General features: G+C 45.7%; 10 protein-coding genes. 4 read left to right on the forward strand and 6 right to left on the reverse strand.

Annotated elements, in window-relative coordinates; all coding sequences use genetic code 11:
* Positions 1–27 precede the first annotated feature (27 nt).
* On the reverse strand, positions 28–489 hold the full coding sequence (locus AB0L18_RS15645; protein WP_367388241.1) for a hypothetical protein: 462 nt from the start codon (positions 487–489) through the stop codon (positions 28–30).
* Positions 490–844: 355 nt separating this feature from the next.
* Here AB0L18_RS15645 and AB0L18_RS15650 point away from each other — a divergent pair, with 355 nt between their 5' ends.
* Entirely contained in the window at positions 845–3,268 is a 2,424-nt protein-coding gene (locus tag AB0L18_RS15650; protein ID WP_367388242.1) for an ABC transporter permease, read from the forward strand.
* Positions 3,269–3,427: 159 nt separating this feature from the next.
* Here the strand turns inward: AB0L18_RS15650 and AB0L18_RS15655 are convergent, their stop codons facing one another.
* The 4 genes from AB0L18_RS15655 to AB0L18_RS15670 form a co-directional block, all read right to left on the reverse strand.
* Entirely contained in the window at positions 3,428–5,935 is a 2,508-nt protein-coding gene (locus AB0L18_RS15655; RefSeq protein ID WP_367388243.1) for a DEAD/DEAH box helicase, read from the reverse strand.
* Positions 5,936–6,113: 178 nt separating this feature from the next.
* Positions 6,114–7,097 (reverse strand): hypothetical protein, encoded by a 984-nt coding sequence (locus AB0L18_RS15660; protein WP_367388244.1) that lies wholly within the window; start codon positions 7,095–7,097, stop codon positions 6,114–6,116.
* Between the two features lie 43 nt (positions 7,098–7,140).
* Positions 7,141–8,202 (reverse strand): 3-dehydroquinate synthase, encoded by a 1,062-nt coding sequence (gene aroB, locus AB0L18_RS15665; protein ID WP_367388245.1) that lies wholly within the window; start codon positions 8,200–8,202, stop codon positions 7,141–7,143.
* Positions 8,203–8,372: 170 nt separating this feature from the next.
* Positions 8,373–9,806, reverse strand: coding sequence for a tetratricopeptide repeat protein (locus tag AB0L18_RS15670; protein WP_367388246.1), 1,434 nt, complete (start codon positions 9,804–9,806; stop codon positions 8,373–8,375).
* A gap of 219 nt (positions 9,807–10,025) precedes the next feature.
* Here AB0L18_RS15670 and AB0L18_RS15675 point away from each other — a divergent pair, with 219 nt between their 5' ends.
* Together AB0L18_RS15675 and AB0L18_RS15680 are read left to right on the forward strand one after the other, a co-directional pair.
* Positions 10,026–11,141, forward strand: coding sequence for a T9SS type A sorting domain-containing protein (locus AB0L18_RS15675; protein ID WP_367388247.1), 1,116 nt, complete (start codon positions 10,026–10,028; stop codon positions 11,139–11,141).
* A 349-nt stretch (positions 11,142–11,490) separates the two neighbouring features.
* The gene (locus AB0L18_RS15680; protein ID WP_367388248.1) at positions 11,491–12,501 is read left to right on the forward strand and encodes a PepSY-like domain-containing protein; all 1,011 of its coding nucleotides are present in this window, start codon (positions 11,491–11,493) and stop codon (positions 12,499–12,501) included.
* 96 nt (positions 12,502–12,597) lie between these two features.
* Here the strand turns inward: AB0L18_RS15680 and AB0L18_RS15685 are convergent, their stop codons facing one another.
* Complete coding sequence (locus AB0L18_RS15685; protein WP_367388249.1) at positions 12,598–12,900, reverse strand: putative quinol monooxygenase; 303 nt, start codon at positions 12,898–12,900, stop codon at positions 12,598–12,600.
* 589 nt (positions 12,901–13,489) lie between these two features.
* Here AB0L18_RS15685 and AB0L18_RS15690 point away from each other — a divergent pair.
* Positions 13,490–14,872 carry a T9SS type A sorting domain-containing protein gene (locus tag AB0L18_RS15690; RefSeq protein ID WP_367388250.1) on the forward strand — a complete coding sequence of 461 codons (1,383 nt, stop codon included), beginning with the start codon at positions 13,490–13,492 and terminating at the stop codon, positions 14,870–14,872.
* Positions 14,873–16,008: the final 1,136 nt, after the last annotated feature.

Here is a 16,008-nt window from a genome sequence, read left to right on the forward strand (position 1 = left end):
AAGCTTTCGCTAAACGGTACAGAGATCTTAGTGGTTGCCACCTTGACCGCCTCTCTTGTGGCGAGGTTGAACTTGGCGCTCTGCCTTGGCAGCTTCCCGTTCTGCTTGCAGCATTTCGTACTGCTCAGGGGTAAGGATGGTCTGAAGCTCCGCATTTTGAGCCTCGCGAATGGCTTTCATTTGCTGGCCGTTGGCTTTGCGGTCTTCACCAGCGTTGGCGCGGGCCTCTTTCAATTGCTCGCGGTATTTTTCGTTGATGGCTTTTACAGCTTCTGACTGTGTTTCAGAAAGGCCGAGTTTTGCTGCCAATTCTGCGTGGCGCTCGTCCATTTTTGCAGCACGCTGCTCTGGTGAAGGAGCTGCACGACGAGGAGTACCTGCTTTTTCGATAGAAGCCGGTGCAGTGTTGGTTGCACTCTTGTCTTGTGCCTGTAGGCTAAAGGTGAAAAGGATGGCCAGACTGAAGATGAAGAATTTGGTCGATTTCATTTTTGAATGATTTTTTGACGTTAATATTTTTATGTGTCCTTTGGACTCGGGCATTAGACTAAAGTAACACGCCGGTTTTCCCGGGTATGTCTTAAAGTTTTCTTAATTTCTTATGCTGCCGAAAGTCCAGCTAAGGTAAGCGGGCATTTTTAACGGGACTGTTCATTTTTAGGAAAAGATTGTTCATTTTTGAACACTATAAAGGTGTTTTTAAGTGCTGATTTTTGTTTAATGTATTGATTATCAGTGGTATTTTGGTTGTGGAATGATAATTGGAACTATTGTACTTGTTAGTGTGCTTCCGAATGATATGGAGCTTGTTAGCAAACAGAAGACAGACTAAAGCCATAGTGCGATGATAAAAAACTACCTGAAAATAGCCCTGCGCAACCTGAAGCGCAACAAAGTAATGTCGTTTATTAATATCTCTGGCCTGGCTATTGGTATTGCGACTTGTTTGCTCATTCTCTTGTTTGTGCAGTACGAGTGGAGCTTTGACCGCTACCACGAAAAGGCAGACCGTATTGTGCGGGTGGTTTTCAAGGGAACCGTGCAAGGTGAAAAGCTGAACGAAGCCAATGTGATGCCCCCCGTAGCGGAAGCCTTGAAGGAGGAATTTCCGGAGGTGGAAGCCGCTACCCGACTGCGGATTGCGGGTACGCCAACCATCATACACGGGGAAGAGACCTACAAAAACCACGAAGCTGCTTTTGTGGATGCAAATTTCTTTTCGGTATTTACATTACCCCTGGTGAGCGGTGATGCCGAAACGGCTTTGGTGGAGCCCAACACGATTGTGATTTCGGAAGCCGTGGCCGAAAAATTCTTTTCGGGAGAAAACCCGCTGGGGAAAACCCTGGATTTTAAAAATGGAGGTAAGCCGCATAAGGTGACAGGGGTGATGAAGGAAATACCCCAAAACACGCACTTCCATTTTGATATTTTTATCGCCATGTCTGGTCTTGATGAAGCTCGGCAGCCGTCGTGGATGACTTCTGAGTTTTATACTTACCTGGTGCTGCCAGAGGGCTACGATTACCACCAACTGGAAGCTAAGTTGCCCGCGGTCTTTGCTAAATATGCTGGGCCGCAAATGAAGCAGGCCATGGGTATGGGGATGGAGGAATTTCGGGCTGCAGGCAATGATTTGGGCTTGTTTTTGCAAGCATTGACGGACATCCATTTGTATTCTGATTTTGCCTTTGACTTGTCGCCACACGGAGACATTCGCAACCTCTATCTTTTTGGAGCCATTGCGCTGTTTATGCTCTTTATTGCTTGTATCAATTTTATGAATATTTCTACAGCTGGCGCCTCCAAGAGAGCCAAAGAGGTGGGCGTTCGCAAGGTGATGGGCTCGAACAAAGAGGATTTGATTTGGCAATTTTTGTTGGAGTCCGTATTGCTGGCCCTGTTTAGCTTAGGCCTGGCCGTTATTTTGGTGGTGCTGGCCTTGCCATTATTTAATCAAATTGCCGATGATCAGCTCAACTTAAACACCCTGCCAATGCAGTGGCTGGTTCCGGGCTTGTTGTTGTTTGGGCTAGTCGTGGGCACCTTGGCGGGCAGCTATCCGGCCTTTTTCTTGTCCTCTTTTCGGCCTTCCGCTATCCTGAAAGGCAATTTAAAAATGGGAAATAAAAGTGTGGGGCTACGGCAGGGCCTAGTCGTTTTTCAGTTTTTTCTAACGATAGCTTTGATGATTTGTACGGGCATTGTTTTTCGGCAATTGAAATTTATCCAAGATGCGAAATTAGGCTACGAGACCACTTCTGTGGTTGTAGTACCCGACCTGTGGGCACTGGGTAATAAAGAGGAGGTTTTTCGGCAGCAGTTGGCCCAAGACGCCCGCGTGGTGAGTGCGAGCTACTCGGGTTATTTGCCGGCAGGACCTTCGTACAACAACAACTTTTTCCTGACGCCCGGCTACGACAATACCAAAATGGTAAAAACACTGCGCTATGATGTCGACGAAAATTACCTAACTACCTTGAATATGAAGCTGGTGGCGGGGCGCAATTTCTCACCGGAAATGGCAACGGACTCCAGTGGCATCCTTCTCAACGAAACCAGTGCCAGTGCTTTTGGTTGGGGAAGAGAGGAGGCCTTGGGCCAGCAAGTGGTCTATGCCAATAACCAGGGAGAAAGGACGACCTATCAGGTGCTGGGAGTCGTAGAAGATTTCCATTTCAAATCATTGCACGAAGCAATTTCTCCGCTGGTGATGGTACTGGGCGGGAATGCTGGTTCGGCTATCTTGAAGGTTCAAACGGATGATGTGGCGGCTTTGTTGGCCGATTTGAAAGACCGCTGGACGAGTCTGACGAGTGAGCAGCCCTTTGCATCGGTATTTTTGGATGATAGCATTTACGAAACGTATAAGGCAGAACGAAGGGTGGGCACCTTGCTGAGTGTTTTTGCTGCCCTGACCATCTTTGTTGCCTGTTTGGGGCTGTTTGGGCTGACGGTTTTTGCTTCGGAGCAACGTACCAAAGAGATCGGTGTGCGCAAAATCCTGGGAGCTTCTGTAGCGAGTCTGGTAAAGCTGTTGTCACAGGATTTTATCAAGCTGGTAGCCTTGGCCTACCTCCTGGCTTGTCCTCTAGCGTGGTGGATCATGAGCCAGTGGTTGGAGGATTTTGCTTATAGAATAAAGCTGGACGCTGGCGTTTTTGCGCTGGCTGGTGCACTGGCCCTGCTGATAGCTTTCCTAACAGTAGGCTATCATAGCTTGAAGGCTGCCATACGAAATCCTTTGAAGTCGTTGCGGAGTGAGTAGTCCACCACACTGCTCAGTAGAATCGGGTTTCAAACCCGATTCTACTGAGCAGTGTGGCCTAAGACATGCTTTACCCCCCCCTGTTCGGCGTTGGCTCTGCCTGCGTCGAGGTATACGCAAAATTCCGTTTTGCGTTTTTACCAGCCATGAAGGGAAACCTTACTTTAATTTCCCCAGCAATCCACCCAATAACTTTAATCCATTCTGGACAATGTCAGCATTTTCTACTGGAATTTTGAGGTAAGTTTCCCCGGTTTTTTCGTCTTTTTGGACCAGGCTACTCACCAATTGCTCAGTCGCTGCCGGATTGCTCAGGGTTTGCGTTAAGCGACTGAGGAAGCTGATACCATCATTGACCAGTTGTTGTGCTCCACCAGCTGTCGCGGTAGCGGGTGTAGAAGGCTGTTTGGTGCCATCTGATGAGTTGTTTGTTGGTGCGGAGGAAGCCGATGATGGTAGGTTTTCTTCTGGTTCCCACCATTCTTCCGTGAGGGTCTCTGCGGGGTCGAGGGTGTCTTCCTGAGCAGAAGCGGGGCGTTCGAGATTTTCTTCGTCGCTGGAAGAACTATCTTCGGTGGCTGGCTCACCAACATCGGTGGCGGTCACGACTTGGAGGCGTTCCATAAATTCCTCAAAGCGGGTTTTGTCCATGAAGACATCCTTCTCGGTGGCTTCCAGTACGGCCTGCGCGAGTGCCGATTTGAAGTTGAGGGTGAAGAGCATCCGGTGCTCAATGGTTTTTTCGGAAACCAGGTTGATGACCTGCACCCCTTTTTTCTGCCCCATCCGGTAAGCGCGGGCAATACGTTGCTCAAGAACAGCAGGGTTCCAGGGCAAGTCCATGTTGATGACGAGGCTGGCTTTTTGGAGGTTGAGGCCCAAGCCACCTGCATCGGTAGAAAGGAAAACGCGGCATTCGTCGTCGTCCCGGAACTGGTCGAGTAAGGGCCCGCGTTGGGCACTGGGCACACCGCCGTGGAGGTGAACGAAGGGGATGCCTTGTTTTTCCAGTTCGCTGGCAATCAATTTGGTCATGCGCGACCACTGGCTGAAGATGACCACACTCTCATCGGGATTGGTGAGGTGCTCTTCCAGGATGTAAAAGAGTTCGTCAATTTTGGTATCGTAGCGGGTTTGTTGGTCTACCAGGAAAGTGCTGTTGCAGGACATACGCATCAACTGCAGGCAGCTCATGAGCCGCAGACGTTCAGCTTCGGTGAGGAAATTCAGGCGTTTCCACTTGGCGACGATCTGGGCGACATCGTTTTCATAGCCGCTGTGCATACTCTGCTGTTGGGGCGTCATAGGTACAAAAAGGTGCTTGTCGACGCGTTTAGGGAGTTGCTTGAGGACCTCCTTTTTGCGGCGGCGCAGCATCAGGGTGTTGAGTTTTTTGGTGATCTGATCGAGGTTGCGGTAACCGATGATGATACCATTTTCTTCTTTGACCTGATGGCGGTGCAGCAGTAAGTAAAGCGGCCCCAACAGGAACTGATCCAGAAACTGGACGATAGAGTAGAGGTCTTCAAGTTTGTTCTCCAGCGGGGTGCCCGTTAGTGCTAATCGGAAAGAAGCCTGAAGCTGTTTGACGGCGCGCGAAATTTTGGTATCCCAGTTTTTGATCCTTTGCGCTTCGTCGAGGATGATGAAATCCGGTTGTTGCAGGTTGATGAGGTGCAAATCTCTTACTACAACATTATAAGTGAGTATTTTGTAGAAAGCCTCTTCGGCGTACTGTTCCGTTCTTTTCTTTTGCGGGCCTTCTACGACCACAACTTTGCTATCGGTGAATTTTTTGATCTCGGCCCGCCACTGGTATTTTAGCGAAGTGGGGCAGATGATGAAAACGGTATTGATTTGGTATTCCCGTCGGTACAGTTCAGCGGTGGCCAAGGCTTGGATGGTTTTACCCAGACCCATTTCGTCGGCCAGGAGGCAGCGTCCAGCCCGAGCGGCAAAAAGAACACCTTCGCGCTGATATTCGTAGAGTTTAGCTTTGATGAGACCGTCGAGGCTATCGGCTTGGCTGGCTAATGCATTAATACGTTGTGCCCTACGTTGATCTTCCCTTTGCTCGATGATCCAGGCCAGGGCATCCTGATAGCAACGGAAAGTATCACTGATGGCTTGAGCCTGTTGGAGAAATTCGTCAAAGACCAAGTAGGCATGAGGAAAGAAGGCACCGTCTTCATCGAAATACTGCTTTGCTAAAGCTTCAAATGCTTCTTGGTTTTCGCTGCCAATCCTAATGCGCAGACTGCGTTGTTCGCCATAATGTAGATAGACGGAGGTGTATTCACCCACCACGGGTGGTTTTTTGAAATATTGCTTATTGCCGTAGGTGTTGGCCAGTTTATGGAGTGCCCATTCGATGTGCTTACAAGTGCCCAGACCACTCACTTTATAGTCGTAACATTCGCAGTAGTTGTCGAAAGGTTGCTCTCCGCGGATCGCTACTCGGTAGCTAGAGCTACCTTCCGGGTTGAAAACCTTAAAATCAGACCAAACGGGGTGTTCACCCGTATTGGTGAGCTTAAATTCCTGCTGCTGGCCATATTGCTGCCTGAGCTTGATTTGCCATTCTCTCAGCGTGAGTTCTTCGGGTTGGCGGTTATAACTTACTTTTTTTTCTTTCTTCTCTTTCTTTTTCTGCTGTTTTTTGGCCATCGGAACACTGGTTTTCGCATTAGGATATCAGGTGGTGAGCACCTTGTGTTGCGAAGCTATTATAATTTCTCGATATCTTGTTTTTCGAGGCTAGGAGATCACATTATTTTTTAAATAGTTCTGTATTTTAGTAAAAGACTTCTCGCTATTTCTTTTACAGTCCATATCTTAGCTGTCATCATTTGTTGGGATTAGAGTTGCTTTTTTTCTTGAGAATGTATCTTCTCCCCCTTATACTATACCCATTTTCATCAGATTCCACCTGATTTAAGATCATTTTATTCCTCTTAATTCTAAACGTGAAAATAGTTTGCCCTGAATTATCGGCTTTGATGAGTAATTGAGGCCAGCCATAACTTACAAACCACAAGGAGGGACAAGATGACACTTGTTTGATGCTGTCATAGTTAATTGGATCAGTTACACAGACATAAAAATCAGCTTCACCGATCTCGTTTGCAAGTATTGAATAATCTTTGCCTTCAAAAGCAATAGGTTTATTCCTGTAATTCCAAAAAATTGAATCTCTAAATCCACAATAATTTAATTTAATTCTTCTCGATCTTCGCTGTTCCTTACTGGCTACCCTGTGAAAATACCAAACGCCATTTGCAGAATTCAATAAATGGGCTCTATTCCTTATTTTATCTCCTTTGTCTATTAAGAAAGAGTCGTAATTTGAGGGGACATTTAGAGCCGAGTTCAACCGTACTCCCTCTATCCCTTCATCCAAATAGCAGTAGTTTGTAATACAGTAATTATAGTTTAGACAATCATCACCAAATGTAGAAAGACCACTAGCATCGCAAGAATGAAATCTTCGCTTAAGTAAGCAGCTAGGGTTCTTTGGGTTCTTAATGTCAATGAATATTTTTTGTGCCTCAAGTTCTATTTCAAAAGAAAAAATTTCATTTGTATATTCAAAGCTGAGTATATTTTCACCAGTAGCATATTTATGGTCAATAGTAAATTCGTTATCTGTACTTGTTATAGGAACTATCTCCAAGGTATCATTATCAAGTAAAGGTTGTATTATTATGTAGACCGTATCGTGCTTTTTTATTTCAACCCCATCTATTCTAACTTGAACAACTTGAGAAAGGCATTGATTAACACAAATCGTAAGGCAAAATGGAAGTAAGAGGAAGCTCAATTTTTTCATTAGCTGGTTCTTTCTTATTGTCGTTTAGTTTTTATAATTCCCCTCACCTCACCCCCCGATAATACGCTAAACTATGAACAATCTCCTCCGCCGTAGCCGTTTGGTTAACGGCTACCTTACCCGCTGTGGGAATCAAGCTAAAGTTGATGCGGGCATCCTCGTTTTTCTTATCCTGGCGCATGATCGAGAGGAGGAGCTCGTCAATATCTTCAGGGATGGCTTGATGACCATAAATGCGGAGGAAGTAGTTCGTGATATCGGTAAGTTCCTGCTGGCTGAGGCCGAGCTGCTTAGCAGATAGCCAGGCTTCGCAGATCATGCCTGCAGCGATGGCTTCGCCATGGAGAAGGGGAGTGGTTGTTTCTAAAAAGTAGCTTTCGATGGCATGGCCAATGGTGTGGCCGAAGTTGAGCGCCTTGCGGATGCCCTTTTCGTGGGGGTCTTCCCGGACAATCTGCTGTTTGATGGCCACCGAGCGGGCAACCCACTCGCTCCAATCAATGCTTGCCAAATCGGTGATGTGTTGGAGTTCCTGCCACTGTTGCACGTCGGCGATGAGGGCGTGTTTGATGATTTCGGCGAAGCCTGAGCGGAGTTCTCGTGCCGAGAGGGTCTGGAAAAATCGGGCATCCGCCCAAACGGCGCGGGGATCGCGGAAAAGGCCAATGCTGTTTTTGACGCCGTAAAAATCTATGCCCAGTTTGCCTCCAACGGAGGCATCTACCTGTGAAAGTAAGGTCGTAGGGATTTGGATAAAGTCTATCCCGCGTTTGAACGTCCCTGCACAGAAACCACCCATGTCTCCGATAACACCACCACCCAGGTTGAGTAAACACCAGTTGCGTCCAGCACCAGCATGGAACAGCTGGGCCCAGATGTGTTGACAGGTTTCAAGGGTTTTGTGCTTTTCTCCAGCGGGTATGGTGATGTAATGTGGTCGAAAAGGGGCTAACTGCTCCTTAATGAGCGGGAGACAATGTTGGGCCGTATTTTCATCCGTGAGTACCGCAATTCCGGCAAAATCCTGAGCAGCCAACCAGCGAAGTTGAGGGCTATCAATGGGCGATATATCAATGTCGTAATGGTCAAGTTGAAGAACCGGCATGGCGTCAAAATTTGAAAAGCGATAAGTTGAGTAGTCTGGCGTAAAGATAAGCGATAGGGATTGTAATAAGGCTAGCGCAAAAAGTTTGTAAATCTTACAACATCGGATTTTTTAATCGAGGTTAGGAATTGTTCCTCATCGTTTACTATCCTGCTATCCTTCGCCGCCCCCTAAGGCTGAGAAGCAGCCCGAGTATCCTCTACCAGCTTGATGATGCTCAGCAGCCAGTCGCGATCGGTCAGCAGTTGTGTATTGGAAATTGTTTGGCGGATAGCTGCTCGGCGTGCTGGGGCGGTACGAATAATCCGAGCAAGAATTTTGCAAAAATTGAGATAGGTTTGCTTCAAATCGTGGGATAGGGCCTTGTTTCTTTGCAGAAACATCATAAAAGCCGCCAACAGCGAAGCCAGGGCATCTTCTTCTCCTGTTTCAAAATAAATTTTAGCCAATAAAACCCTGGCACCCAAGTAGTAGTTGAGGTCGGTATAGGCGACCTTGACCAGATGCGACTGCGCTTTTTCCTGCTCTTTGGTGTAGTAAAAAAGCTCGGCCAGATTATAGTGGTAGGCGTTCTGCTGAAAAGCTTCGGGCAAAAAGGGCAGGAATTTTTCGATAAATTGTTGGGCTGCATCGTATTCCTTTTGCCGAAGATAAAGCTTGATCACATTGGCATAGGTCCATGGTGAAAGTTGCCCGTCAACGATGAGAAAACGAGATTCTATGCCTTTAAGATAAAGGTTGAGGGCTTCTTTTACGTAAGGTTCACGGCCTTTCCTGATTTTTCGTGCGCAGTAATTGATGGCAAATTGATAAATCTCCGTAAGGTCATGGTGGGAAATTTGATCGGAATAAATCTCCAGGTTGTTTTTTAGATGAATAAAATGAGCTTCTTCGGATTCCTCACTCAGCATCTGATAAATATCGAGGTAAAGCCTGATGATGGGGGCTTGCCCGACGCTACTGGTCTTCAGGTGAATAATCCAGGGTTCAGTGATATTGGTTTCGTAGACCGATTTTAGAATCTGCTGACGATCCAGCATGGAGCAAGCCAGGTTGAGCCGGCGTAGATAGTAATAGGTGTCGAGATCATGGGCTGCTGATTGGATAGCAACATCAAAGACCCTGTTTTTTTGTCTTAAGTGATGTTGATCCAGTGTTTCTGCAAAGCGCGCCTTGTTGCGAAAAAAATCGAAGCTACTGCCTGTTGGTACGGTGAGCTGGTCGCTAATGGAACGTTTTGCCGCAGCATAATGCTTTTCCAGATTGCGTTCTGAGTAGACTTCCAGGGCCGCCAGTTCCAAAGCTAAAGGCGTATGGGTGATTTTTTGCAGGCTAAGGAAGAGAGAGGCAAGTTTATTCAAATTGCTTAAAGCATAGGTCAAAGCTTTGGCGTTGTAGACTTGGTCGGGCCATAATATTTTAAACAAATCTTCGCGACTTTTCAGCGCGATCTGATCGTTTGCTAGCCAGGTTCTCAGGATGCTGAACAAAGTCAATAACTCAGGATGCTTGTTATAAAATGGAGATGCCACAAAGTCTTCCAGTTCGCGCCATTCCGAGTCATTTAATGATTGTAGTAAGGAAACGACTTTGGTTTTTTCCATTGTTTATGGAGGATTTGTGATATTGTTTTTGGCAAATTACTTATTTAAATTAAATAAAATTATAATTTATTTTACTTAAATAACTGTTTTTTAGTTAGTTGTATTTTTTATTGAAAAAAGTGTGAGTTAATTTGTTGTTGGCAATTTAATAAAAATGTGGTTGCCAAAGCTCAAAAGAACCATCATCTTTGTATTGCAATGATAAAAATGTAGAAAATTATGAGAAAGATACTGTCCTTAGCCCTCTTACTTGCTTTGATCCTATCGGATGGATGGACACAGGAGGTTTGGCCTGGCGATGTGAACAATAATGGCAAAGCCAATACGGTAGACTTATTGTTTTGGGGACTGGCTTACGGAGCAGAAGGCCCGGCGCGAGCAGATCAAAATACGGATTGGTCGGCACAGCCCCTACCGACATTATGGGCTAATAACTTTCCGAATGGACTGAATTTTGCCTACGCCGATTGTAATGGCGATGGCATTGTAAACGACGACGATTTTTCGGATGCTATAGATGATAACTTCGGCTTGGAGCATCCGCCGGTCACGGCAGATTTCTATGCCAATGCAGCGGGCGCCGCGCCACGTTTGCGCCTGACCCCCAGTGCGACCTTGGTGCAAGAAGGTGCTATGGTCAATATCGGCTTGAGTATTGACGATGCAGACCTGCCAATTGCGGATTTCTATGGATTAGCCATAAAATTGAGCTATACAACAAACCTCTTGGCTGGTGATGACGGCCCTGATTTTGACCTTGTTGAAAACAGCTGGGTGGATGCGGATGAATCTTACGTACAGGAAATGTATGTGGATGATGGCATTATGGGAACAGCAGAGCTGGGGCTTACACGAACCAACCAACTGGCAATAGCTGTAGGCAGTGGTGACCTGGGAACTTTTTCAATCATCATGGAAGACATCATTGTCGGTCTGGAGGTGGATACTTTTACCCTGCGTATTGATAGTGTGTTACTGATTGACCAACATTTTGGCCGGATACCAGTGATCCCGGACACGACTCAAATTATCATCGCCAAGGATACTTCAAAATTAACCACTTTAAACCACAATCTTTGGTTGGAAGAAGGAGACGTAGAGCTGGTCGTGTTTCCTAATCCTGCGACGCATTTTTTACAAATCAGCACCTCGGTGGGAATTGAACAACTGCTTTTGGTAGACCAGTTGGGAAGGACTGAAATTATCGTAGATCGCCCGATTACCAGTGGAAATTATCGCTGGTACCTAAATGACCGCAAGCCCGGTATCTACTGGCTACAAGTAAAGACCACAGTGGGAATACTCAGCAGAAAACTGGTGATAGCCCCGAGTTGATAATCAGACTTGTTCTGCTGGGATCATTTCGGGTGCAAATCGCGCCTTATCTTCCCACACTGTGCCTTTTTTAAGTCGCTTAGCTACGGCTAGGCTCCTCAAAAAAGGCTTCGTGTGGTCGATAATGCATCAATTTTCCCACCAACTCCGAGCCGAAGGCGATCACCATAAGGTAAACTGACCCAACAGAACAAGTCTATCCTTTCTGGATAGGCAGGTATGGCTGAATATCCAGTTGGATGAGTAACAGTTTCAGCACAAACAATCATTGAATTTACTAATACAGATCGTGTCGTACTGCCTGGGCAGTACCTGGACCGGTCATTTTTAAACCGAAAATAATTTTAAGATGAAGAAGTTAATTTATTTATCGCTGATTGCCAGCGTTGTGACAGTTGTTTCAGGATGTAATTTCTTGAACCTTGATGATGATACAGTGAACCCCAATCCGGTAGAATTGCCAACAACCGCTGAAGATTTCATTGCGGCGAACTACCCCAGCCACGTCATCAGAAGCACCGATACGGAAGACCTGTGTGACAATACCCTGGTCTTGGAAGTAGAATTGGAAGACGGCCCTGGGCCAGATGTAGACCTTTACTTTACGCTTGATGGTACCTTCTTGTTTACGGAAACAGATATCAATTTGATGGATTTGCCCGAGGCAGTCCGCAATGCGATCAGTACCAATTTTGCGGATTACTCGATCAACGAGCAAAACATTGAAAGGCACGATTACCCTGATGGTGCTATCGAGTACGAAGTAGAATTAGTGCACAACGTCACAGGTGACGAAGAGGATGCCGTGTTTAATGCCAATGGTGATTTGCTTTGTTTTGAAGCAGACCATAATGATGATAATGGAGGTGACGACAACGGCGGTGACGATAATGGCGGTGATGATGACAATGGAGGCGATGACAACGGCGGCGATGACGACAATGGCGGTGATGATGATAATGGTCAAAGTGTAAGTGTCCCCCAAGATGTTCGTGATCTGATCCAGAGTCAGTATCCTGGCTACATCATAACCAGCTCAGAACAAGAAGACATCTGTGATGATGTACTCATGTACGAGGTAGAATTGGAAGATGGCCCTGGGCCAGATATGGATTTGTATTTCAATCTGGATTGGGTATTCCAATTTAGCGAAATAGAGATATCGATCAACCAGCTTCCTGCCGCAGTAATGGATGCGATAGCCACCAATTATGCCGGCTACCAAATTGACGAAGACAAGGTAGAGCGACTGGAGCGCCCTGATGGATCACTGATGTACGCGGTAGAATTGGAATCAGGTAACAATGATGTAGACGTTATCTTCAACGCCGATGGTAGCGTATACTGCGAAGATCAATAAGACAATAACTGGGTGTGATTTATCCTGATCCACTTTGGAGTGGGATGGGCTAAGCTTCCTGAGCCATTACTTCGGTTTTGTGCTCAGGAAGTTTTTTTATAGTATTTCCGCTAGCGTATCCACACTCCAGGCAGCGGCTTTTTCGGCGAAGAGAGGCTTGGTCTTTGCCCAGGTGGAACGGAAGAGGTCGGAGTGGCGGTAGTTTTCCAGTGCTTCTTCGTTTTCCCATTTGCTGAAGGTAAACAGCACGTTTTCCTGCCTTTTGCCGCGCCAAAGCTCGAGGTGGAGGCAACCGGGGAAGGCCCGAATATGGGCACTACTCTGGTGGAAAACCTCCAGGAAGTTGTCGATTTCTTCAGGGCGGAAAGTCATTTTTACGATGCGTTTGAAGGAGGACATATTTTATTGGTTGACTTTTGCGTAACGGTAGCTGTTAAGCGCTAAGTTAAGATAGAATTGGGAAAGTCTGCGTTGAGTGTGTTTTTGTTTTTGTTTTTTTTAATAAAAAATATTTGTGTTTTATTTCTCTTTGTCCTATATTTGCCACGTAGCCAAGAATCGACCCATTCTTTCTACTCATCGGTTCTACCCCTCACCTGGTCCGTGAGGAATATCAGCGGTTTTTAGTTTTACGCAATGCTGGCTCTACTCCGCTCGGAGTGGAGGTATAGAAGCGTGCCCTTGCTTGTAAAAGCAAGCGGTGTGTGGTGAACCGGATGGAATCTAATCCATAGAATGGGTGGGTTCCCGCCCTGGCGGGCGTGGGGTATGGTGAGGGCTCAGAGCGAGGTCAAGCACGAAGAAGCCAATTACGCTTCAAACCACTCAAGCGCGAGATGACTCACCCTAAAATGAGTATACCCTACTTTTACACCTTTGCAACCCTTACATATTTACACCCTTCCAACCAGCTCAGGCCTTGTTTATCAGGTAGTTATTTTGTAAATTACAAAGATTACATTTTCGCCGTCACCAATTTCTCTGAGTAATGAAAGTTCCTGTACACCTCCTCCTTTTCGCGCTATTCTTTTTCAACATCACCCAAACCTCTGCTTTTGATATTTGGGGCATTGAAATTCAGGCCCAACAAACGGGGCTTTTTTCCATTGATGCCTCGATTATTGTATATATCAAAGGAATTGCAGTACAAACGGATGGTTTCCGTGATTCGCTTAGCTTGTCATGGGGAGATGGGACGATAAGCCGAGTAGCGATCTCGAACAACGCCGATATTAATGGAAATGGTATTCCGGATGGTACACCGGTAGATGAGAACTTTATCAAGTACATCTATTCGGGTTCTCATACTTACGCTACGATGGCTCGTTATTTATTATCAGTGGAGAACCCGAATCGTGCCCCTGGAATCTTGAATGTTAATTTCCCTAATTCAGTGAGCATCCCACTGTATACTGAATCTGAAATCACCCTGATCGAAGATTATGAAAACAACCACTTACCTGTCTTATTAGAAACACCCACCAATTATGCTTTTTCAGGACAGCAGTACCTACACTTGCCCAACGCATTTGATATTGATGATGACAGTTTGGCCTATGAGTTGGTCGTTCCGAAACAAGGACCAAACGAACCGGTGCCCAACTATTTTGGTATTGGAACGCTAGCAACGATTGATGCTGAAACGGGGATTTTTAGCTTTCTTTTTGATCAAGCAGGAACTTACACTTTTGCTATCCAAGTTGCTAGTTACCGAAATGGGACGCTGATGGATAGGGTGGTGCGGGACATGAAATTTTTCGTGGAAGATACAGACGGACAAAATGATCGACCATCATTTCAGTTAAACACGCCTCTCGTGGTGATCCAGGAAGTAAGTGTTGGGGATACCGTTCGTTTTCAGGCGATTGCCCAAGACGACAACACCATCGTGCCAGCCCTGAGAGCTACCAGTGGGCTATTCGATTATTATGCAGAACCCGCCTCGATCAACATCGACTTAGTCGTCGCCGATTTTGAATGGATTGTCCGCGAGGAGCACGTCCGTACCCAAGCTTACCCTGTAGTCCTTCGGGCCAAAGATGATGGATATGTATTTGGTTATGCCAATTTTGCCTTGGTTCGCTACCGCGTTAACGGTGGCCCAACTTCCACCAACGACTTGACGCAAGCGGATGTTCTCGTATTGTATCCCAATCCCACCCGTGATTGGTTGCAGATAGACCTCCCCGCTTCACTGCTTGGAGCATCTATCGCTTACCAGGTTTTTACCCATGATGGAAGGAGAATAATGTCGGGAAAATTAAGCGAGAAGACTACTCAGATTGACGTTAAGGGATTGCCTGTTGGTGTTTACCTCTTACAGTATAAAATAAGGGGACAGCTGCACCAACAACGTTTTGTTATTCAATGATTTTCTATTTTGTAGTGTAAATACCATATAGAAGATCGTAAGAGGGAATTAAGTTCGGACGAATGTTTGCCTAAGATTAAGATATAGAGCAATACAAAGGGAAAGAGACACCAACCCACCCAAAAAATCCTACACATCCCAAAAATCCTACAAATCCTACACATCTCAAAAATCCTATTCCAGAACCTGCAACTTAGCAAACTTCCGCATGATCTTCTTCTCAGGGTTTGGGATGCCTTTGAAACAGATTTGAACGAGACCATTGTCGATGTGAATCACCTTTCCTTTACCAAATTCAAGAAAAATCCTACACATCCTACAACTCCCAAAAATCCTATTCCAGAACCTGCAACTTATCAAACTTCCACATGATCTTCTTCTCAGGATTGGGATGCCTTTGAAACAGATTTGAGCGAGGCCATTGTCGATGTGAATCACCTTTCCTTTACCAAATTCAAGAAAAATCCTACACATCCTACAACTCCCAAAAATCCTATTCCAGAACCTGCAACTTAGCAAACTTCCGCATGATCTTCTTCTCAGGGTTTGGGATGCCTTTGAAACAGATTTGAGCGAGGCCATTGTAGATGTGAATCACCTTTTCTTTACCAAATTCAAGAAAAATCCTACACATCCTACAACTCCCAAAAATCCTATTCCAGAATCTGCAACTTATCAAACTTCCACATGATCTTCTTCTCAGGATTGGGATGCCTTTGAAACAGATTTGAGCGAGGCCATTGTAGATGTGAATCACCTTTCCTTTACCAAAGTCAAGAAAAAATCCTACAAATCCTACAACTCCCAAAAATCCTATTCTAGAACCTGCAACTTATCAAACTTCAGCATGATCTTCTTCTCAGGGTTTGGGATGCCTTTGAAACAGATTTGAACGAGACCATTGTAGATGTGAATCACCTTTCCTTTACCAAATTCAAGAAAAATCCTACACATCCTACAACTCCCAAAAATCCTATTCCAGAATCTGCAACTTATCAAACTTCAGCATGATCTTCTTCTCAGGATTGGGATGCCTTTGAAACAGATTTGAGCGAGGCCATTGTAGATGTGAATCACCTTTCCTTTACCAAATTCAAGAAAAATCCTACACATCCTACAACTCCCAAAAATCCTAT

The organism is Lewinella sp. LCG006, assembly GCF_040784935.1.
GTDB lineage: Bacteria > Bacteroidota > Bacteroidia > Chitinophagales > Saprospiraceae > Lewinella.